Origin of the sequence: Kordia antarctica (assembly GCF_009901525.1) — a bacterium.
Classification (GTDB): domain Bacteria; phylum Bacteroidota; class Bacteroidia; order Flavobacteriales; family Flavobacteriaceae; genus Kordia; species Kordia antarctica.
This window is the reverse complement of record NZ_CP019288.1, coordinates 3,733,675-3,756,728: the sequence shown is the minus strand read 5'-3', so window position 1 is coordinate 3,756,728 and position 23,054 is coordinate 3,733,675. Positions and strand designations below refer to the sequence as shown.

At 33.9% G+C, this 23,054-nt stretch carries 13 protein-coding genes; 8 read left to right on the top strand and 5 right to left on the bottom strand.

The window, feature by feature from the left end; all coding sequences use genetic code 11:
* Window positions 1–50: 50 nt before the first annotated feature.
* Window positions 51–1,010 (top strand): NAD-dependent epimerase/dehydratase family protein, encoded by a 960-nt coding sequence (locus IMCC3317_RS15520; RefSeq protein WP_160130407.1) that lies wholly within the window; start codon window positions 51–53, stop codon window positions 1,008–1,010.
* 488 nt (window positions 1,011–1,498) lie between these two features.
* Here IMCC3317_RS15520 and IMCC3317_RS15515 read toward each other — a convergent pair whose 3' ends face one another.
* From IMCC3317_RS15515 to IMCC3317_RS15505, 3 genes are all read right to left on the bottom strand, one after another.
* Window positions 1,499–4,252, bottom strand: coding sequence for a CHAT domain-containing protein (locus IMCC3317_RS15515; protein ID WP_160130406.1), 2,754 nt, complete (start codon window positions 4,250–4,252; stop codon window positions 1,499–1,501).
* A 1,092-nt stretch (window positions 4,253–5,344) separates the two neighbouring features.
* Window positions 5,345–6,670 carry a S8 family serine peptidase gene (locus IMCC3317_RS15510; protein ID WP_160130405.1) on the bottom strand — a complete coding sequence of 442 codons (1,326 nt, stop codon included), beginning with the start codon at window positions 6,668–6,670 and terminating at the stop codon, window positions 5,345–5,347.
* Window positions 6,671–6,773: 103 nt separating this feature from the next.
* The gene (locus IMCC3317_RS15505; protein ID WP_160130404.1) at window positions 6,774–10,406 is read right to left on the bottom strand and encodes a T9SS type A sorting domain-containing protein; all 3,633 of its coding nucleotides are present in this window, start codon (window positions 10,404–10,406) and stop codon (window positions 6,774–6,776) included.
* A 144-nt stretch (window positions 10,407–10,550) separates the two neighbouring features.
* On the opposite strand from IMCC3317_RS15505, the gene IMCC3317_RS15500 reads away from it, so the two are divergent.
* The 7 genes from IMCC3317_RS15500 to IMCC3317_RS15470 all read left to right on the top strand — a co-directional run bounded on the left by IMCC3317_RS15500 (window position 10,551) and on the right by IMCC3317_RS15470 (window position 19,120).
* Window positions 10,551–11,108, top strand: a complete 558-nt coding sequence (locus IMCC3317_RS15500; RefSeq protein ID WP_160130403.1) for an RNA polymerase sigma factor — start codon at window positions 10,551–10,553, stop codon at window positions 11,106–11,108.
* Entirely contained in the window at window positions 11,105–11,917 is an 813-nt protein-coding gene (locus tag IMCC3317_RS15495; RefSeq protein WP_160130402.1) for a tetratricopeptide repeat protein, read from the top strand. The genes IMCC3317_RS15500 and IMCC3317_RS15495 overlap by 4 nt, the downstream gene beginning before the upstream one ends.
* Before the next feature lie 137 nt (window positions 11,918–12,054).
* The gene (locus IMCC3317_RS15490) at window positions 12,055–13,272 is read left to right on the top strand and encodes a lanthionine synthetase C family protein (protein WP_160130401.1); all 1,218 of its coding nucleotides are present in this window, start codon (window positions 12,055–12,057) and stop codon (window positions 13,270–13,272) included.
* A gap of 10 nt (window positions 13,273–13,282) precedes the next feature.
* Window positions 13,283–15,538 carry a lantibiotic dehydratase family protein gene (locus tag IMCC3317_RS15485; RefSeq protein WP_160130400.1) on the top strand — a complete coding sequence of 752 codons (2,256 nt, stop codon included), beginning with the start codon at window positions 13,283–13,285 and terminating at the stop codon, window positions 15,536–15,538.
* Complete coding sequence (locus IMCC3317_RS15480; protein WP_160130399.1) at window positions 15,531–16,436, top strand: thiopeptide-type bacteriocin biosynthesis protein; 906 nt, start codon at window positions 15,531–15,533, stop codon at window positions 16,434–16,436. Before IMCC3317_RS15485 ends, IMCC3317_RS15480 begins: the two co-directional genes overlap by 8 nt.
* Before the next feature lie 604 nt (window positions 16,437–17,040).
* Window positions 17,041–18,768 (top strand): AraC family transcriptional regulator, encoded by a 1,728-nt coding sequence (locus tag IMCC3317_RS15475; RefSeq protein WP_160130398.1) that lies wholly within the window; start codon window positions 17,041–17,043, stop codon window positions 18,766–18,768.
* An 88-nt stretch (window positions 18,769–18,856) separates the two neighbouring features.
* Complete coding sequence (locus tag IMCC3317_RS15470; protein WP_160130397.1) at window positions 18,857–19,120, top strand: hypothetical protein; 264 nt, start codon at window positions 18,857–18,859, stop codon at window positions 19,118–19,120.
* Window positions 19,121–19,386: 266 nt separating this feature from the next.
* Here the strand turns inward: IMCC3317_RS15470 and IMCC3317_RS15465 are convergent, their stop codons facing one another.
* Window positions 19,387–20,781: an HlyD family secretion protein gene (locus tag IMCC3317_RS15465; protein WP_160130396.1), complete on the bottom strand. Its 1,395-nt coding sequence runs from the start codon at window positions 20,779–20,781 to the stop codon at window positions 19,387–19,389.
* A gap of 1 nt (window position 20,782) precedes the next feature.
* The gene (locus tag IMCC3317_RS15460) at window positions 20,783–22,993 is read right to left on the bottom strand and encodes a peptidase domain-containing ABC transporter (RefSeq protein ID WP_160130395.1); all 2,211 of its coding nucleotides are present in this window, start codon (window positions 22,991–22,993) and stop codon (window positions 20,783–20,785) included.
* Window positions 22,994–23,054: the final 61 nt, after the last annotated feature.

The window sequence follows — 23,054 nt, the reverse complement described above, 5'->3', positions numbered from 1 at the left end:
TCGCTAGCATTAGAATTCTATATATTTGTACACATATTTTATTATTTTTAATGAGTACAAAAGTTTTAATTATTGGTGCCTGCGGGCAGATAGGCACGGAGCTTACAGCCGTTTTGCGAGACACTTATGGCACTGCAAATGTTGTTGCAACTGATATCCGAAAAAGCGAAAGTAACGTATGTAGCGGAGGAACTTTTGAAGTTCTTGACGCAAGAGATAAAGAAGCTATTCGCGCTTGTATTGAGAAACATGAAATTACGGATGTGTATTTGATGGCGGCTATACTTTCTGCTGCCGCTGAGAAAAATCCGGAGTTGGCTTGGGATTTGAATATGAATTCTTTGCTTCACGTGCTGAATCTTGCCAAAGATAAGATCATCAAAAAAATATTTTGGCCAAGCTCTATTGCTGTATTCGGTCAAAATTCTCCCAAGAAAAATACACCACAATATACCATTATGGAACCTTCTACCGTTTACGGAATTAGTAAGTTATCCGGCGAACGTTGGTGTGAATATTACCATAAGAATTTCGGTGTTGATATCCGAAGTATTCGCTATCCTGGTATTATTAGCTGGAAAGCAAATCCTGGCGGCGGAACAACAGATTATGCCGTAGAAATTTTTCATGAAGCAATTAAGAATGGACGTTATACTTGTTTTTTGAGTGAAGATACTTCGCTTCCAATGATGTATATGGATGATGCTGTACGTGCTACACTTGATCTTATGAATGCAGAAGCGTCAAACGTGAAAGTACGCTCTTCATATAATATTGCCGCAACAAGTTTTACACCAAAAGAATTAACCATTGCGATTCAAGAGTTGTTGCCTGATTTTACTATTAGTTATAAACCTGATTTTAGACAACAGATTGCTGATAGTTGGCCAGAAAGCATTGATGATACTGTTGCTAAGAACGATTGGGATTGGTCTTCAAGGACTGACATGAAAGCGATTGTTTCTGAAATGATTATGAATTTGAAGAAGGTTCTAGGTTCTAGGTTCTAGGTTCTAGGTTCTAGGTTCTAGGTTCTAGGTTCTAAAATTAAAAAACTTCAACATTCATTATTTCTTATTCGATATTCGATATTTTTTTAGTTTCAAACAAAATTGAAAAAATCAAGAGGCAGATTGCTTCGCTTACTCGCAATGACAAATTAAAAAACTTCAACATTCTTTATTTCTTATTCGATATTTTGTTTGTTGTTTGTTGTTTGTTGTTTGTTTATTTGAATTTAGCTTGATGTGATATGATCCACTACGAAACTTCAACATTCATTATTTCTTATTCGATATTCGATATTTTTTTAGTTTCAAACAAAATTGAAAAAATCAAGAGGCAGATTGCTTCGCTTACTCGCAATGACAAATTAAAAAACTTCAAAATTCGATATTTCTTATTCGATATTCGATATTGCAAAATTCGCAAAATAGCATCTCGACTGCGCTCGATGTGACATTTTCAAATTCAATTTCAATTTCAGTTTCAGTTTCCATCACGCTGCTTGTTTGTTGCTGCTTTTGAATCGTATATACATGATAATTCCCGTAAGGAAAAAACCGCCTAAAAGATAGTACAGATACGAATTTTGAGTTATATGAATAGGAGTTACATCTCCAGTAATGGTAAGTGCGCTCCAATAGTATGGAGAAGCTTCACTTGTGTTTTTGTTGTTTTTTATGTATGTGAGTTTTGCTTTTTGTAACGCGCTCGATTTTGTATCGCCAGCAGCAATGTTTTTGTAGAATTCTTGTATGATGTCATTGCTCGCTTTTTCGTTGATATCCCATAAGGAAGAAACCACACTTTTTGCGCCTGCATTGAAGAATCCTCTTGCCAAACTCATGACACCTTCGCCTTTTTTGAGTTCGCCATCCGAAGTTTTACAAGCACTTAAAACCACTAATTCTGATTGATTTTTTGTAAAATAAAGTTCATCTAACGTCATTTTTTCGTCATAAAAAGCCATCCAAGGAATTGTGTTATCGATGCCGCCATGTGTAGATAAATGGATTATTTTGTAGTTTCCGTAGGCTTCCGTAAATCGTTGTTTTGTCGCTTTTTCATATTGAAAATGCATTGCATTAAATATGTCGGTGAGTTTGTCCAATTCTTCTTCGCTTGTTGCCAACGCGTTAAATTGATCATTTTTGAATTTGGTCGGCGCAATTGCAATGAACGTTTTGGAAATTGGCGAATTGTTTTGTTGTGATTGTGCCGCCGAAGAAAGTGAATAGTTGTAATGAATTTCTGTGTTTTGAATTAAGTATTCGTTTTCTGACGTTAGCAAAGCTTCAAACGGAATGTATTGCAATATTCCGTCAGCGATAATCGTGATGCGTTTTTCGGCGAGTTCTATTTCTGAATTGCCAAATGGTATGAGTTGCTGATAGAGTTTTTTTGCAACTTCTTGATACGTATTTTTGTCTTCTGTATTTACAAATGGTTTGGAAACTGCTTCTTTGTATTGCGTAACCGTTTTTGTTAGAGTTTTCGTGGTTGGTAATTCTTTTAGTTGAATTTTTTCGGAAGAAATAAGCGCGACAAACCCTTTTTCTTTTCCAACAATGTATTGCAATACCAATTCGTCTTTTTGCAATGTGGATTGTACATTTTGCAACGTAACAATTTTTATGTTTTTTTTGTAATTGTAGTATTTTGGGAATTCCGTTTCAAGTGAATCTATGAACGCTGTGTATTCTTTTTTGTATTTGAAAACACTGTTTTTTAGTGAATCTATCGTTTGAGTTTTTGTACTTGCTTGAATTTCGGCTTCAAGTGTTTTTATTTCTTTAATAAGGTTTTGTTCGCGTTCTAAGGTATTTTCAGGAAGTTTGGACAAACGTTTTGCGGTTGCATTTGTCATGTTTTCGAGCAATAACATGGCTTTGTTTTTTTCCATGAAGAAGAATGCTTTTTCGGGTTGTTGCAAACGGTAACAAACCTCAACTGCTTTTGGATAGAATGTTGCTCCTTTTTTTCGCCAGAATAGTTTCGATAAATCTTCTCTGCTTTCTACATAAATGATGTCAATTAATTGATCGGCTAGTGTAAAGGTTTCGAGTGCATTTTGGAGATATTCAGGGTTTTGTTCTGCGTCGTAATAGGCAACCCAACCGTTGGCTTTGTCAATTAAATATCCTAAGACATCTAGCTTATTTGGAGAGAATTCAATGTCTTCCAGTGTTGGTAATTTTTGATACTCAATTTCTTTAGATTGCAATGCTTGTACAATTGCTTTTTGATAATGGACGAGTGCTTTTTTGTGGTTGTTTTCTTTTTGATAGATGTCTGCTAGATTGTTGGAAATCATTGATGCAAGAAAAGAAAAATCTATTGTAATTTCTTTTGCTTGAAATAGATATTTTTTTGCTTCATCAAACTGTTTATTATTTTTATAAACTCCGCCTAAATTAACATAACTTTTAATAATATTTATAGTATCGTTTTCTTGTAAACTTATTTCTAGGCTCTTTTTATAATTAGAAATAGCTTTTTGAAAATCATTATTAGTTTTATCATTAAATACTCCCAAGTTTAAATATAAAGCGAATGAATTTTTATAACTTATCTCATTCGTTTCTTGAAATTCCTTTAATTCGATTTCTATTTTTAATATTTGCTTTGAATAGCTTAAGTCATTTAAATCGACTAAAGTTTCTAATTTACAAATATACGTTCGCACTAATTCTTTATTATTTTTAAAAGATTTTGATAGATAAATAGCTTCATCATAATTAGCAATTGCTTTTTGAAAATCTCCTAGACCACTGTAACTATTTCCAAGTGATCGATAAACTCTGTCGTTAGATTTATCAACTTCTGGATATCTTTCTAAGTAATTGTCTCCCGCTTTTAAGGCTTTGTAAAACTGTTGATCTCTAGATAAAAAAACAATTCTATTTCTGCGGTTTTTTTTGAATATTTCCAAACTTGAATCATTCAAATTCAAAGCTAAATGCTCGATTTTATCAGCATAAGAAATTATTTTTTTAAGTTGAGACAAACCTTCTGCTTTTATAAACCCACTATAAATTTGCACAAGTTTCATCGTATCAATCTTTATATTTTTTATAAGTAATAGACTATCGACAAGGCTTTCTTCTTCAGATAGTGTTAGCTCTTCTTTTTCAATTTGTTGATTATAATATTTACATAGCTCTATCTCTTGTGCTTGAAGCACAAATACTGATAATAGAAAAAAAATGAGTAGGGAAAATTTATGAATTCTTTTAAATGAAGTAATCATTAAGACTAAGGTGTTAATATGCAATAATTAGTAATTTGTAAAATATTTAGTAACTTTCGTACGTTGTTAATATACAAAACTTTACAGTATGAAAAATCAAAAAAATGTTTCTCAATTAGAAAATTACAAAATTCCAGCTTCATTAACCACTAAGATTAATGGTGGTGAAAGAAAAGGAACTGCAAAGGCCGATGAAGAAATTGAGTAACTAAATTAATGTATTTCCGTTTTTTGTCATATAATTATTCGCCACACTGAACTTGATTTAGGATCACATCGTTTATATTCATGATTTTTTAATCATGTGTGATTCTGAATCAATACTGAATCTAGTTCAGCACGTGGTTCAGAATGACGTACTTTACGCCTTTATGACACTTGACGGACACACAACTAAATTATAACACAAAAATTAAACAGTATGAAAAATCAACAAAACATTTCTCAATTAGAAAATCACAAAATTTCTGCTTCTTTAGTCACTAAAATTAATGGTGGTGAGAAAAAAGCAATTATAAAAGGTGATGAAGAAATTGAGTAAAGATTGAGAAGTCTCTCTAAAAGTCTGAGTTTCGTCAAACCGAACTTGATTCGGTTTTTCATAATCATTGAGATTCAACGTAATGAGATTCTGAATCAAGTTCAGAATGACGTTTTTTAAAGCTTTTCAGACAGTCTCTAATTCAACTTACACTATTGTGTGCGTCTTTCAGACTTCTCAATAGTGAGATAGTGCTATTTTAAATTCAGATCCCGTAATGCAACGGGATTAATTCAACTTACACTATTGTGCGCGTCTTTCAGACTTCTCAAAATTGAGATAGTGTCATTCTGAACTTAAGATCCCGTTATCCAACGGGATTAATTCAACTTACAATGTTGAGCGCGTCTTTCAGACTTCTCAAAATTGAGATAGTACCATTTTAAATTGAGATCCCGTTATGCAACGGGATTAATTCAACTTACAATGTTGAGCGCGTCTTTCAGACTTCTCAAAATTGAGTTTCATTAATAAAAGAGGAGTTTTGCAACTCCCCTTTTGAATAGTCTAAATGCAAGATTACCTAAACCTAATTTAAACTATATATTGTACTAATCTGGTATGTGGCTAGAATATTGTATTTCAGAAAGATTTGCATTGTACACACTATTTTCTAAAACTTTTGCTCTTAAAGCGATTCCTGTCATTCCATTTAAGTGAAGCGTTCCGCTATATCCTGAAGTTAGTGCAGCTGAGTATGAGGTTCCGTCTACATAAAATGTTTCATTGTTATAGATAAAAGGTATTTGCTCGCTTGGTGCCGCAATATCTACTGACATGGTTCCTCTGTTGGAAAAACTTGCCAAGCCTGAATTGCTATTGGATGATGAACCATTAGGATTTAGTACTACAGCATCATAGTAAGAGCTAGGTGTATTTGATGGTGTTCCGCCACTTCCCAAACCTGCAATTGCCAAAATATTATCTACTTCATACGATGATGGATAATGTGTAGTCATATCATTATTGGTACCTTTGTTTCCTGCTGAGGTTACAACTAAGATTCGATCTTCAACATCGATAATGAACTTTTCAAGCAACTCACGTTCATGGTGATACCAACCAAAACTCATATTTATAATATCTACATCGGGTTTGTTTGCTGCAAACTGAAATCCGCATAAGGCGTCAAAATACCGAATGTTTCCTGTTTCGCTCGCTACTTTTACAGGCAGAATTTGATAATTTACGTTTGCTGCTTCAAATTTAGAAGCAATTAATTGTGTAACAATCGTTCCGTGTCTTCCTTGGTGATTGTCATACGGGTTGTTGTTTTCGTCTACAAAATTCCAACCAAACAATTCAGTATAGCCATTATCATTGCAACCATTTTGATCGCTATTGTATAAAAATGGCGTGGTAAAACCTTCATAATCATACATGATGCCTGTATCTAATACGGCAACGGTTACGCCTTGATTTGATGCTACTCGTTTTGCAATTCCGTCACTTGGGCTTCCAATACCCGCAAAATCAACAAACATAGTTTCGCTTATTTTAATATTCGGATTGAATTCTGCACCTTCTATTTCTTCATCTGATTTAGCTGTTGCTCGTTTGTCTTCCAAACCACCGCCGCCAGCTTCTCTTTTGCTAAAAACCCAAAGTTCAAGGTTTGGGTCTGCACATTCACATTTTTTAAATTCTTCAATGTTGTATTCTGCTCTTTTTAGTATTTTTTCGGCTTCTGTGGTTCCGTCAGGATATAGAATAACGAGTTCGTTACCTACCTCAGCATTTGAAGCACTTCCGTCTCCTTTTTGTGTTATTTCTGATTCTTTTACAGTTTCAGTTCCTTCAGTGTTGATAGTTTCTTTTTGACAACTTATGAATGTCATCAGTAGCAATGCGCAACAGTTTACGAATACTTTTTTCATAATTTTTTATGTTTAAATTAATACTTCAATTTGTAATAATGGTTTAGGTATAATAAAATTCCAGCCAACCGGAGTTGACTGGAATTCTCTTGCATTATTATGTTTATTCTATAATAACTTTCTTAGTAATGGTTTCTGTATCCGTAGTAATAACAAAGAAGTACATTCCTTGATTTAATACCGATTTGCCATTCCAAGATATCTTAATTGATTGATTCTCTATACGATTTTCATTGAAAGTTTTGATCAGCGTTCCATCAAAACGATACACTTTTAAGGTGAAAGGCGTTTTGTCGTTTCCTGAAATTTCAATGTTCATATTACCGTCATTTGGATTTGGCGTAATTTTCGCTACTGTTTTTACGCTACTTGTTCCTGGCTCATGTGGTTTTGTATCACAACTTCCACATGCTAAAGCAGACCAAACAATTTCATCTTTACATTTAACTCCAACTCTCCAGCTAAAGCATCCTGATTGATTGATGTATGGTAATTGGAATGAAGTTCCAGTAACATCCCAACGTTGACTTGTTGGATTAGCACCACCTCTACAACATGCAGGATCGTCCCAGTTTACTTCAACAATATAACTTGTGTTTGCATCTCCTGTCCATGTTAAATTTGCTCTTCTACAATCGTAATGTAAATTGGTTGGAACTTTACATGGATCTGGGTCTTTAATACAGTCTATTTTTACCGTTTCAGAAATAGATACCGTTGTTTCACATCCTTCAGTGTCTACAACAGTCCATCTCATTGTAATATCATAGTCTCCATTTGCTGTAAATGTATGATAGATACCATTCCCAGTTGAAGTGATTGGTGTTCCATTGTTAATTGTAAAAGAATATTCTTCACTAGCAATTTGATCACTAGAACAGTTTACAATTGAACTTGCTGATATTGAGTATAAGCATTCATTTACTTCGAACACGGTTAAGTCTCCAAGAGTTAATTCATCACATAAACATTCTTCTTCACATTCATAGAAGAAACAATCTTGATACACACATTCTTTACCATATTCTATTTTAGTGGCGGTGAAGCAAGCTGGCCCATCTTCCATTGGCAAATCAAATAAGGCATTTGTTACCATAGATCCATTATTCCAACTAAATGTGTCATAATCATCTATATCTATTTCGTCTCCGTTTGCATCTACCAATTGTATGAATACGTATCCTAATTCACAAGGATCACATTCATCTCCACTACTGTTAGCACGAGCTTCCTTGTAGGTTCTTAGTCTGTCTAATTCATTTTGAATTTGAGCTTGTTGTGCTTGCGATGAATTTTGCGCTTCACTTTCTACAGATGCAGATTGACTTGCCGAAGCAGCTTCCATAGCTTTTTCAAGCGCTGTTTGGTATGATTGAAGTTGACCATCCGAAGGACATTCTAATACTCTAATAAAAATATCTTCATCACAGCAGTCTTCATAGTATGTTATAATATACTCACATCCATTTGGATAGGTAATCGTTGCTTGCCAATTTTCTTCTGCAGACGCATAAATCCAATCTTGAATATCGTTTTCATCTGCTGGAGTATCCAAATTATCCCAAACAATCGTAATTCCGTTTCCATTTGTTATGGTACTTCCGTCACTACTTAATACATGAATTGGCCATTGATCTGCTGTACAAACTACTTCTGGGCAAGCTGGATGTTGCCAGTAAGGAATAATATATGGTTCGTCATTACAACAGTTTGGCACTGTAATAAATGTGTCAATTAAACAATCTGTATAGTCTGTAAGACTAACCCATAATGTCCAATCTCCGTCACTTACGTCAAAAGGTCCTAACTCTAAATCAACAACATCTCCAGTACCATTGTGAATTACAGTTTCTAAACCGTTACTTTCTAGTTTTTTCTTAACCATCCATGGAAGTCCATTGGTTCCACTCACAGTTATAGTAACATTATAGAAATCATCTGAATAATCGGATGGTGTTCCGTTATCATTACATTCACCTACTACAACAGTTGCTTCAAGATCACAAGGAGGAGAACATGGTTTTGGTGCTTCAACAGTAACAGTTGTTGAACAACTAGGATCTCCGTCATCAGCGACAAGGAAAGTAAATGCTCCTGGGAAGTCTGAAATATTACCCATATCAATAAGAGTTGCATTTCCATAACCTCCTGAATCTGCATTTGGTGTTGTAGCATTCCAAGTAGTTCCAGCAGAATTGGTTACTGTAAGCTCAATAGACCAAGTATCATCACTAGGATCTGTGCTTCCTTGATCATAACAAACAATATTTGCTACGGTGGCAGCAATATCACAACAGTCAGGATTATTAAAGATATAATCATTGTCTTGCCCTGGTATGGTATGTACATCATCTGCTGTTTGCGTACCGCCTCCAATAGTAAATTCTGCATTTACTTGGAAATCATAACCGCCAGTTTGTGTATCAAAATCAGCAGCATCAACACTGAAACAGATTGTATTTCCTGTAATTACTCCATTTGTTAATGTTTCTACTACTGCTCCATTTTGCAAAATTTCTAAAGAAGTATCATTAGCAGAAAGTGTTCCTGTTTGTCCATTCAATTGTGGTAAGATAAAATCCGCACATACATCAAAAGGAAGTGTAACTTCACATGGATCTAAATCGTTTAATTGGATACTTCCTTGGAAGTTATCGCCTGGCTGACATGCTTCTACACAAATATCATCTACGTACGCATATCCAAAATGTGCTCCAAAACCACAATCAGCAACAATAAATTCTAAGTTTATAACATCTCCTGCATTCCCTGATATTTCTAGTTCTGCACATGTCCAGTTTTGCCATAAAATATCAACTTGATTTGTAGCACAAGGATATGGGTTTGGAGTAAAGCGAGTGAAAAAAGGATTTCCTGCTGGATTAGATATTACACATAATCTGTCTAACTCAGCATTGTTCCCGTCTAAAGCTCTTGCTACAAAGATTGGGTTTCTATTAGTATGATTTGGAAACTCTGCTACTAAAGCATAATAAAAACGTACCGTTTGAATTCCATCTTCTGTTAGCGTAATTGGCTTTATCAATCTGTTAATTCCTCTATTTGGGCTACAGCTTCCAGTTGATGGAAGTGGTCGCGCACTATTGATTCGCACAGCTCTTGAGTTATTTGGATCTGGACTATTTGGGTTGATCATACTCAACGTTCCGCCTCCTGTAGCTACAATTGGGTCATTCCCAGAGCTAACAAGTGTAAAGTTATCATTATTTGTAGTACTATTCAAAGTTGTTGGTGTCCATGAAAATCCTCCAAAGCCACTTGTTGGCAAAGCGCTACATTCCCCGTTTGGCGAACCATTATATCCACCTTGTGAACCGATGGCTGACTGACCTTCATAGTTGTCAAAATTCCCATCTTCAAAACCTCCATTATCACATATTGGAGCCATTTCTGCCTGATAAGGCGTCCAAGCTTCTGGATGGTTTTTAAAATACTCAACACGTAAATAATTTTTCTTAAAATTATCTACATATTCTTTTTCTTCTTCAGGAGATAAATCATTAAATGAAAATCCATGCTCTCCAAGTTCAAATGAATTTTTAAATGTTGTTAGTTGTTCCTGAGGAACATTTTGCATGTTTTTCTTTGTAAACTCTTGAACTTGTTGCTCAACTTTTTCAATACGCTGCTGTTGCAATGATTGTTGTTGCGCAAAAATCCCTGTAAAGGAACTTGCCAAGAATAAACAAAACATACTTAGAATAATTTTTTTCATAATTAAAATGTTTGGTTTTGGTTATAGGCTTTTCGGATTCTGCCTATGAAATGAATGATTTCATAAGATAGTTAGGTAGAAGATGTTTTGTTACCCGATTTATTTCATTAAATTTAGAACTGCTTTTGCAAACCCTATTTTTTTATGTCAAATGATGCTTATTTTATTGAAGGACTTCGCACAGGAAGAGAAACTGTTTTACAAGAAATTTATGATCAATTTTTTTCAAAGGTCAGAACCTTTGTTATTCAAAATAAAGGCAATACTACCGATGCCGAAGATGTTTTTCACAATGCGTTGATTCAATTGTATATTCGACTCAAAAACAGACAACTTACTATCAATTCGTCTTTTGAAGCGTACCTTTTTACAACTTGCAAAAATCTTTGGCGAAGAGAATTAAATAAAAAACGGGTAACAAAAACCCTTGTTGTTGAACTTGAAGATAAAGAAACAGAAAATGCTTTTGCATTGCTTGAACAAGAACAGTGGGAATTGTACATTCAAAAATTTCAGTTACTGTCTGAGAATTGTAGAAAAGTATTGACATTATTGTTTAATGGTACTTCGTATGATGAAATTGTAGAAACTTTTTCATATTCGTCCAAAGTAGTCGCGAGACAACGTGTTTTTAAATGCAAAGCCAAACTAACCAAACTAATTAAGGAAGATGCTAAGTTTTCTAAAATAAAGAAATTATGAATTTTGATGACCAAACATATGAGCAAGTTGCCTCATATTTGAACAACGAGATGGATAAAGCCGAAAAAACCGCATTTGAAGCTTTACTTAAAAATGACACAGAACTCGCTTCATTTGTAGAAACGTTTTCTACACTAGATAGTGTGTATAACGAAGACACATGGACTATAAAAAGTAATGCTTCTATTGAAGATGTAAAAGCACTTGCCAACGAGTTTAGAGGCGATGATGTTGTTGATTTGTCTAAAAAGATCCGCGCCATTCAACAGCATACTACTCAAGAAACTTCCACAAAAAACAGAAAATCCTATTTCTATTATATTTCTTCTGCTGTTGCAATAGCGGCTGTATGTTCGTTGTTTTATTTCTCGTTTACGCAATCAATTACAGCAAATGACGCTTTTGAGCAATACCACGATTGGAATACATTACCATCTTTTCAAACAAAAAGTGCGGCTGAGAATAATCTAGCGAAAGCGAGCAAATTATTTCAAGAAAAGAAATACCAAGAAGCCTTAACTATTTTCACAGAGTACGAAAAAGAAAACAACACATACAATCCACAAATACAACTCTATATTGGTGTTTCGCAACTGGAACTTGAAAATTATCAGGAAGCTATTCAAACTTTTAACACGCTAAAAAATAGCAATACAATTGATGCGCACAAAGCATATTGGTATACCGCATTAACATATTTGAAACAAAACGATGCTGAAAATGCAAAGAAAGTTTTAAATTCCTTAGTTCAAATTTCAGGTAATTACAATTACGAAAAAGCAAAAAAACTACTCAAAAAGTTAAAATAACACAAGTTTCTTCCTCATTTTTATAAATTTCGATAACTTATTCCACTTTTTATTGGTTATACTGCATCATACGCTTGTAAGAAAATAAAAAAAGCCTTTAATTTGAGGTAGACCAAAACTTGAATTACTAGAAAATTATGAATAAAGAGCTCTTAGAAGAAAAGTTAAAAGAAATTGACCTAATTATTAAATCGAAATATAAAGAAGAATCTCAAATAGGAGTTTTGGCTGGATTGGCTGGTGTCTCATTGTTTGAGTTTTACTATTCAAAGTATCTTGATATTGACGATCATGCCGATATTGGTGTGGAAATGCTAACCGATTGTATTGACAAAATCAATGAAGGATACAGTTATCCAACGTTTTGTACAGGTATTGCCGGTGCAGGTTGGGTTTTAGATCATTTGGAGCAAGAAGAATTTATGGATGCTGATAATGACGATTTACTTCCAGAATTAGATCAATACATACACACATTCATGGTAACCGACATGAAAAACGGAAATTACGATTTCCTTCATGGTGCTATTGGATATGCTTTTTACTTCCTTAATCGGTACCGAAATACAAAATCAGACGAATTAAAAGATAAATATAAAACCATCTTAAACGAATTTATAGACTTGTTAGAAGACATGTCTGAAGATGCCGGCGACGGGAAAACAAAATGGATTTCTGAATTGAGCATCGAAACCAAAGAGAAAGGCTATAACTTAAGTCTATCTCACGGAATGTCGAGCATTGTAGGGATCTTAACAAAACTTCACGTATACGATGATTTCAAAGCGAAATCGGAACCAATGTTAAAAGGTGCTATCAATTATATCATGAGTCATAAAACTGACGATATGGAAGCTTTTTCTATCTTCCCAAGTTGGATTACCGATAACAAAGAAGACGAAAACGGGCAAAGTCGTTTGGCTTGGTGTTATGGCGATCTTGGTGTTGCTATGCGCTTTTGGTTTGCTTCAAAAACATTAAACGATAAAGCATTAGGAGATACAGCTCTTGCAGTATTAAAACATTCTGCTGCAAGAATTAAGCAAGAAGACAGTTTAGTAAGAGATGCTGGTCTTTGTCACGGTTCGTACGGAAATGCGCAAATGTTTTTAAGAATGTACAAAGAAACTGGCGACAAAGAATTTAAAGATGCTTTTGAATTTTGGATTCAAGACGGAATTGACCGAGGAACTCACAAAGAAGGATATGCTGGCTATATGCAATGGAAAGGTGTTGACAAAAGTTGGGCACCAGAAACATCATTGCTAGAAGGAATTGCTGGAATTGGATTAAGTATTCTTGACTATTTAGCAGATTACGATACAAATTGGGATGAATGTTTAATGATAAGCTAACAACAAACAGATGAGTAAAAATCCATATAAGAATTTTTCAAAATATATATTACGAACACCACTTTTCTCATTCACTTCCTATCAAAAATTGACTTCTAAACAAGAAATCTCTGAGGAAGATTTTAGAACCGTTTGTACAAATCCTATTGTGAGAGAAGCACTATTTTTAGCTTCGCCTTCATTATTTGAAGAAATAGATCGATGGCTCGCCGGTGAAATGGACGACGCTAAGAAAGAACAAAAATTACGCTATTCTATTTTAAAATATATTTCTAGAATGTCTTCTAGATGTACGCCGTTTGGACTATTTGCTGGATGTTCGGTAGGTGAATTTGGTGAAGAAACAGAAATTCAACTCAAAGGTTCCGATCAAAATAAGCGTCACACGCGATTAGATATGAACTATTTAGTAGCGCTTTCGCAAGATTTGGTTACCAATAAAAAAATTAGAGAACAATTGCTCTTCTTTCCAAACTCTAGTATTTACAAAGCCGGACCGCAATTACGCTACATAGAATACAAATATTTCAACAGTAGAAGACATCACCATATTGTTGCGGTTGATGATACAGAATATTTAGCAATTGTATTGGAAAAAGCTTCTCATGGCGCATCTTTATCACAGCTTGCATCTTTATTGGTTGATGATGAAATTACGATGGAAGAAGCTACAGAATTCATTGAAGAATTGGTGTCTAGCCAATTACTCATCAGTGAACTTGAACCTTCGGTTTCTGGCCCTGAATTCTTAGATCAAATATGTAATGTATTGGAACGTTTGCAAGGTGTTGAAAGTATATTGGCGGCATTAAAAGAAGCTGACAAAAAAATAAACAAAATTGACCAATCTATCGGAAACAATCCGAAAGTATACTTAGAGTTGAGTGAGTTTTTACAGGAATTAGACACTGATTTCGAACTGAAATTTATGTTCCAAACCGATATGGTGTTACAAAACACGAAAAACACATTAAGTACTACGGTTATTGATGACATCCAAAAAGGATATGCATTACTAAACAGACTCACATTTCCACAAACGACGACAACACTCACAAAATTTAAAGATGCGTTTCACGAACGATTTGAAGAACGTGAAGTGCCACTTTCTACGGCGTTAGATGTTGAAATCGGAATTGGTTACAAACAAGATCAAGGTGCTGGAGATGTAAATCCGTTAGTGGATAATATTATGATTCCTGGAAGACAATCCAAACATCCAATAATGGAAGTACGTTGGTCATCGATTAATTCATACTTTCAAGATAAACTAATAGAAGCCTTCAAAAATGATGATTATATTATCAAAATTGACGCTGCCGATTTTAAGGATTATGACCTCAACTGGGACGATCTTCCAGATACGATGTCGTGTATGATTGAAATTTTAGAAGATAAAAATGGTGAACAAAAAATTAAGTTTAGCGGCGGTGGCGGATCTAGTGCAGCAAACTTATTAGGACGTTTCTGCCACGGTGATCCAGAACTTTTTAAGTATACACAAGAAATGGTAGACATGGAAGCGGAGATGAACAAAGATAAAATCTTAGCAGAAATTGTGCATCTTCCAGAATCGAGAGTTGGTAACATTCTAATGCGTCCAGATTTACGTAAATATGAAATTCCATACTTAGCAAAATCTATCAAAGACGAAGAAGATCAATTACCAATTGACGATTTGATGGTTTCTGTAAAAAATCATAGCAAAGTATTATTACGTTCTAAAAAATATAACAAAGAAGTTGTGCCACATTTAACCAATGCGCACAATTATTCTTCCAATTCATTGCCAATTTATCACTTTCTATCCGATATGCAAACGCAAGGAATTAGAAGTGGCGTTGGATTTGGATTAGGTCCTTTTGCAAACGAATATCCTTTCTTGCCACGTGTAGAATTTAACAATTTAATCTTGCACGATGCTGCTTGGAATTTAAAGAAAAGCCACATTGAACCGTTGCTAAAAGCAAAAAAGGATAACGAAAAACTTTCTGCCGAAATAAAAACATTACGCGACAGCTTAAAAATTCCGCAATATGTAATGCTGGCTGATGGAGATAATGAATTGCTTGTTAACTTTGGCAACCTCACTTCCGTTCGTATGTTATTAGATACAGTAAGCAAACGAGGTTCATTCAAACTTACCGAATTTCTATTTAGTGAATCGGGTGTTGTAAAAGAAGGAAATGAATATTACACAAATCAAGTAATAGTTTCATTTTATAACGAAGAAAAATTAACTCAAAGCAAGCAGCCCAATGAATAACGAAATACAGAGAAATTTTATTTTAGGAGACAGTTGGCTGTATTATAAAATATATACAGGACCAAAAACCTGTGATGCTGTGCTAACGGAGATTATAAAACCAATAGCAGAACAGCTTATAGAAGACGGCATTATTGACAAATGGTTTTTTATTCGATACGCCGATCCAAAACATCATATAAGAGTTCGTTTTCACTATGCAAAACCTGAAAACGTTGGACACATTATCAACGGATTGTATCCGAAGTTTAAAGAATTTATCGATCAAGATTTAATTTATAAAATTCAAATTGATACCTACCAACGAGAAATAGAACGTTATGGATCTAACACTATGGAATTGGGTGAAGATTTATTCTATCACGACAGTAAAATGATGGTCGATTTTATTGATATGGTTGAAGGTGATGAAGGCGAAGAATTGCGTTGGTTATTTTCAATTCGTGCAATGGATTCACATTTAACAAGTTACGGCTATACTGATGATGAGAAACTAGAACTCATGGATCGTTTAAAAACTGGATTCGGGAACGAATTTGGAATGTCGAGACCACTAAAAAAGCAATTGGACGACAAGTTTAGAGCCGAACGCAAGAAGATTGAAGAATTTATGGTGTTTACCGCAGAAGAAAACCCTGATTATGAACCAATTTTAGACGTTTTAACAGCGAAAGAAGAAGGAATTGTGGAAACGGTTGCTGGCATTTTAAAACACAATGAAGATGGAACATTGCTCATGCCGCTCAACGACCTTATGGGAAGTTACATGCACATGTTAATGAATCGATTATTTAAGTCAAAAAACCGAATTCACGAAATGGTTTGTTACGATTTCTTGTACAGATATTACAAATCAATGATTGCGCGTAAAAAGCATATGAATAAAGCAAAGAAGTAATATTCTTAAAAACTACACAAGTTAAAGGTCTGGCAGCAATGTTTAGACCTTTTTTTTAGATACTGAAATTTTCACTTTTTTATTGTAACTTTATGATATAGTATACATTCCCTCGTTTTCAGAACTGCATTGTTGTTTTATAAACCTAAAAACTTTTAATTATGAAAAACAACATTCAAAATTAACCTTATCAAAAAAAGTGATTTCTAGCTTTACCACACAAAACATTGTTGGTGCTGGGCCTACAAACTCAGATTGTACTTCTTATTGTAGAGCATGCGGTCCAGCTCCAAGCGGAAGACCTTGGTGTAACGATAAGTAATACCAAATAATGTTTAAAATGATTGGTAAAAAATTGAATTATGTTTTCTTTATGTGAGGTAGAAAACTTAAGTATAGCATCAGTTACGGTTCTGTTTTGTGTCAAAATAGAAAGGAAATAGAGACGATTTTAAACTGCCATTTTAAGTGATAATTGGTATAAGTTGCAATAATCTCATTATGGTTAGTTATAGCCGTAATGAGATTGTTTATTGTAGGTATTTTTTTTCTACACATAAAACCGTTATACTTGTATAGATTGATCGACACCAATATCCAAACCATGCATACAAAAAAACCATTTTTCACAGCGTTTCATAGTATAATTAGCGTGGTTCTTCTTTTATATTCGCTTTCGCTGAATGCACAAATTGATTCTTTACAAGGAAAATCGTATGAGGAATTGGAACAATTATACAAAGTAGAACGCCATAACAATCCGACACTTGCTAAAGTATATGCAGAAGCCATATATCAACGATCAAAAAAGATAAAAGACGAAAAAAAAATTGCACAATCATTATATAAAAAAGCCATGATTTCCTATAAATTAGGCATATATGACAGCGCTATTTATTATACAGATGCTTCGTTAACTATAGGAAAACAACTTTCTAATGATTCTTTAATTTTACAAAATTATTCTTTAAAAGGAAATATTGCCTCTACTGGCGGCGATTATAAAACAGCTTTAGACACTTATTTATTGGCTAAAAAAGTAGCGGACAAAATGGGGAATTTGAATGATGTTTTACAGATTTCACATAACATTGGTTTTATAAAAAAACAAACCAAAGATTTGGTAGAAGCGGCAGCGATTTTCAAAGAAAATTTAAGCATCATTCGAAAAAATAATTTGAAAAATCTTTCTCGATTAGAAGTAGCAAGTTTGGCATTTTTGTCAGATACGTATCTTAGAATGAAAGATTACAATTCGGCAGAAACCTATACGGAAGAAGGTTTAGAAATAGCAAAAAAAAGTGAGTACAATGATTTATATCTTTACTTAAACGCCAATAAAATCATTATACAATTTCAACAACAGCAGTATACGAAAAGTATTGCTTCTTCAAAATCTACCATTAAGTCTATTACTGATTTTGGCAACGACCAATCACTTACAACACCTTATTTATATATCGGAAAAAGTTATTTAAAACTAAAACAGTACGACAGTGCCATTGTATATTTTAAAAAATTTGAAGATATTATTAACAGCACAGAAGTGGAAACACCTGAAATAGAGGAAGTATATGAGTTTCTTGCTATTTGCTATGCCAATATTGGAGAACAACAAAAAAGCATATTATACTTGAATAAATACGCTGCGTTAGATAAACAGAATGACAGCATTAATATGAGTATTAACAATAATATCCATGAAAAATATGATATTGTTCCACTGCAAGAGGAAATTGATTCTTTAGATACCAAAAATCAGAAACAACGAAAAAGAGCAACTTATTTATATATAATTTCAGCAGTATTGCTAGTTTCATTAATTGGATTTTTTAGTTGGTTTAAACGAAAACAACATCAAAACAAAATACGTTTTCAGCAATTATTGGTAACTATTGAAAAGCTTGAACAACCAAAAGAAAAAATAACTCCCGAAGTCAGTAGTAAAGAAACTTCCAATCCTGTAACAGATGAAAATGCATTGCAAATTTTAAAAGCATTAACCATTTTTGAAGAGAAAGAATTGTATTTACGACAAGATTGTACGTTAGGTTATGTAGCAAAAAAAGCAAAGACAAATACGACGTATTTATCAAATGTAATTAATACTTATAAAGAAAAACCATTCAAATCATACCTTTCTGAGTTACGAATTAATGCGGCATTAGTTAAACTTAAAAATGACGAAAAATTACGTTCATATACCATTAAAGCTATTGCGGAAGAATTTGGTTTTAAGCGCTCAGAAACCTTCTCCAGAGCCTTTAAAGCACAAACAAATGTGTATCCTTCCTACTACATCAAAAGCCTTCAAAATCAGAATGATAACTAGTGACGTTTTATAAAGCGTCACTATAAAAAATTGATTATCTCATAAAAAATTTCCATATTTAAATGTTAACCTAAACAACTAAAGTATTATGAAAACTTTAAAACTTAAAAAAGTAAAGATTTCTAAAATTGGAAATCCCCACATATTATTTGGAGGTGCATACGAAGCGCACAACGCACAAAACGCACATAATCCATATGACGACGATATGTATGTATCACATCCTGATAATTGTGGAGATACAAGACTAGATGGCGATTGTATCCCACAGACAAATGGCAATACAGCAACACTTGGAAATGCAACTGATATAGTAGGCGTAAGAAATGTGGATGTAGGTATACGAAATTAAATTGAAATCATAGAATTAATAAAACAACCAAACCAATACAAAAAGCCTCGAAGTAAATTTCGAGGCTTTTATCATGAAAAAAAAAGATATCAACTTAATTATTTTACCCGTTGTGCATTTTAAATTCAAAAGTATAATGAAGCGTCTGTTCGAGTGATTTTGAGGTACGAAAAATCGTATCGAGAACCTGTTCAATGTAAAAAATTCTATTCTCGATACAAATTTTACTCATTTTCAATCGTAAAATTCACAACGGATTTATTTTATTATTTTCTACTAAATACTTCTCGCAATTGATAGAAGATTCGTTGCATAACGGTTAATTCTTCTACGACAATTTCTGCCGTTCCTTCCATTTCTTGTTTAAAGTCAATAGCCTTTTCAAAGGAACTTTCCAACGAATTCACTTTTAAATACGCAACATACATTGCTAGTCCGCCTTGCGTGCTCATCTGTGGAACTCCTGAAATGTTTATGATTTCTCCCGACAAACTTCCCCATTCTTGGTACGGATAACTGTCTAATTTTATAAGAACGCTTTGTCCAACTTTAATTTTTCCTGAATTTTGAACTGGAAATGAAACTCTTCCTATAATTCCTTCTATTTCATCAGGAATTACCGTGAATAAATCTTGTCCAACAGTTACATTTTGGTATTGTGACCAAATATCAAAAACGGTAACCTCTCCTTTTATAGGCGATTTTAATACAAATTGTTGTTCCCATTGTAAGATTTGATTATCTAAATCTTGCTTAGCTTGTTCTAAATTTTGATCGGTAGATATTTCCGAACTTTTATCTCCAACAGATGCTTGGCGCAAACTATTTTGTAAAGAAAGTAACGAATTTTGATCATTTTCTATACTAGATAATAAGCCTTCGTACGCACGTTGTGAACCTAAATATAAATTTTCTTGATCTTTGTATTCGCGCTCAGAAACACTTTTGTTTGCAAACAATCGCTTGAACTTTTCATACCTTATTTTAGAATTTGCCAATTCCGTATTGTAATAATCCAATTGATTTTGACTATTGCGCATTCTATTTCTAACTCTACTCAACTGCAAACGTATATTTGCTGCCTGATTTTTGTCTTCATTAAAAATTGCATAGTTCAAATACGTGAGATATTGCGCTCTAAATGCATTATAACCCGACTGTATTTGCCCTAATTTCAATTTTGAAGGAAATGTGTAGTTCAACGAATCAAAGTCGCTTTCGCTAGGTACAAAGTTTTCTAATTTTTGTTTAAGCAACTTTACATCCTCAAAATTCGCAGTGTTTTCAATAACTGCCAACACTTCATCTGCTTCTACTTTTTGACCAGCTTCTACAAAAATGCTTGTCAATTTTCCTGAAGCATTTGCTGTTAAATGTGCTGGCGGATTTTCAGACGTAATTGTCACACGCGCCGGAATAATATCGTTGTAACTCATCAATGCCGAACCGGCTATGAAAATCACCACAATGATTAATACTACGGAGATTCCCCATTGGATAACCCAATTAGGTGCTTGCCCCAAGATTTCTTTTACCTGATCCGAACGTTCATCAAGATCGTTAATCTTTCTGCGTCTTTCCTGGTCTTTCTTCTCCTTCTTCTCTTCCTTTTTTGACTTCTTCGCCTCTTTTTCCGTTATTTCTTCTTCTTTCTTTGCCATATTAGTTTCCTAGCTCTAATTGATTCTTTACTAATGTATAATATGCTCCGCGTTTTGCGGTCAATTCTTCGTGACTTCCTAGCTCTATAATTTCACCTTTGTCTAGTACAATAATTTGATCCGCATTTTTTACCGTACTCAAACGGTGCGCAACCACAACTACTGTTTTTCCTTTATAGAATTCCTTTAGGTTTTCCATAATTACTTTTTCATTATTCGCATCCAAAGCACTTGTTGCTTCATCAAAGAAAATATACTTCGGATCTTTATATACCGAACGTGCAATTAGAATTCGCTGTTTCTGTCCACCAGAAACATTCACACCACTTGATCCAATTTTTGTATTGTATCCTGATGGTAATTCTTCAATAAATTCTTCAATATTGGCAACCTTTACTGCATGAATCAGACGTTGTTTATCTATAATTCCTTCTGAATCAGATTCTGTAATATTTCGAGCAATCGTATCTCCAAATAGGAAACCATCTTGCATTACAGATCCGCAGGCTTTACGCCAAACTTTGGTACTTATATCCTTTAAATTGCTAGTTTTTCCAATAGAAACTGAACCTTCATTAAAGTCATAAAATTTCAGCAGCAGCTTTATTAACGTAGTTTTTCCACTTCCACTGGCACCAACTATTGCAGTTACTTTTCCTTCCGGAATGTCTACGTTTAAATTATTTAAAATTAATGGCGAACTTTTTCCTCCATAACGGAAACTTGCATTGGTTAACGTAATTGTTTTGTCTTCTGGAAGTTGTTTGATATTATCTTCAAAACGATCTTCTTCATCATCTTTGTTATGAATTTCAGATAAACGTTCTAAACTGATTTTTGCATCTTGCCCCGATTGAATGAACGTAATAAAGTTGTTAATTGGTAAGTTTAATTGTCCAATAATATACTGAACCGAAAGCATCATACCAAGCGTAAATAATGGATCGTCAATTACTGCGGTTGCGGCGATAAATGTAATTAAGATGTTTTTTAATTCATTAATAAATCGTCCACCTGTATTTTGCGTTTGCGAAAGCGTTAATCCTTTAATGGAAATTTTGAACAATCGTACTTGAATTGCTTCCCATTCCCAACGTCTTCTTCGTTCTGAACCGTTTAGTTTAATTTCTTGCATTCCAGAAATTAATTGGTACAAACTACTTTGATTGTCTGAAGATTGATCGAATCGTTTGTAATCGAGTTCGGCTCTCTTTTTCATAAAAAGCAACGTCCAACCAATATATAAGGCAGATCCAATGAAGAAAACTCCAAATATTTGCATGTTGTAATACGCCAATACAGCTCCAAAAATAACCATGTTAAAGGCAGAAAACAGTGTGTTTAATGTCGTTGATGACAAGAAACTCTGAATTCTGTTGTGATCATAAATACGTTGAATAATATCTCCCGTATTTTTGGAATCGAAGAACGCAATTGGCAATCGCATCAACTTAATTAAGAAATCTGAGATGAGGTTTATATTTATTCGACTCGTCATGTGAAGCAGAATCCAACCTCGAATCAGTTCTACCGTAGTTTGCGATACAAACAGTGTTAACTGGGCAATTAATATTAAAAATACAAAGTTTTTATTCTCATAATTAATACCATAATCCACAACGGATTGCGTTAAAAACGGAAATATCAACTGCAGCAAACTCCCAACGAGCAGTCCTAATATTAACTGCGCAATATATCTTTTATAAGGTTTGAAATACCAAAATAAGAACCTGAAACCATATTCTTTTTTTTCTTCCTTTTCTAGTTCATAAAACTCTGGCGTTGGCTCTAACAATAGTAAATAACCTTCCGCAGCTTCAGGATCGGCACTACTTCCTATCCAACCTTTTATGAAATCTTCTTTTGAATATTTTACCAATCCATGCGCAGGATCTGCAACATATACCGTATTTCTTCTTATTTTATAAACAACCACAAAATGACGTTGTCTCCAGTGTGCAATACATGGATACGGAACTTCATCTACCAACGTTTTAAAATCAACACTCACGGCGAGTGTGTGCAATCCTATATCTTCGGCAGCTTCTGCAATTCCTCCTAAAGAAACACCTTCACGAGTGATATTTGCTTTCTTCCTTAGAAAATCAATTGTGTATGCGCGTCCATAATGTTTTGCAACCATACGTAAACATGTAGGTCCACAATCCATTTGATCTAACTGTCTATAAAAAGGAAATTCTCTTTTTACCATTAATTTTTTTTTCTAGTATGATTTAACTTTTTATGATTTGAATGTGATACTTTTCAGTAGA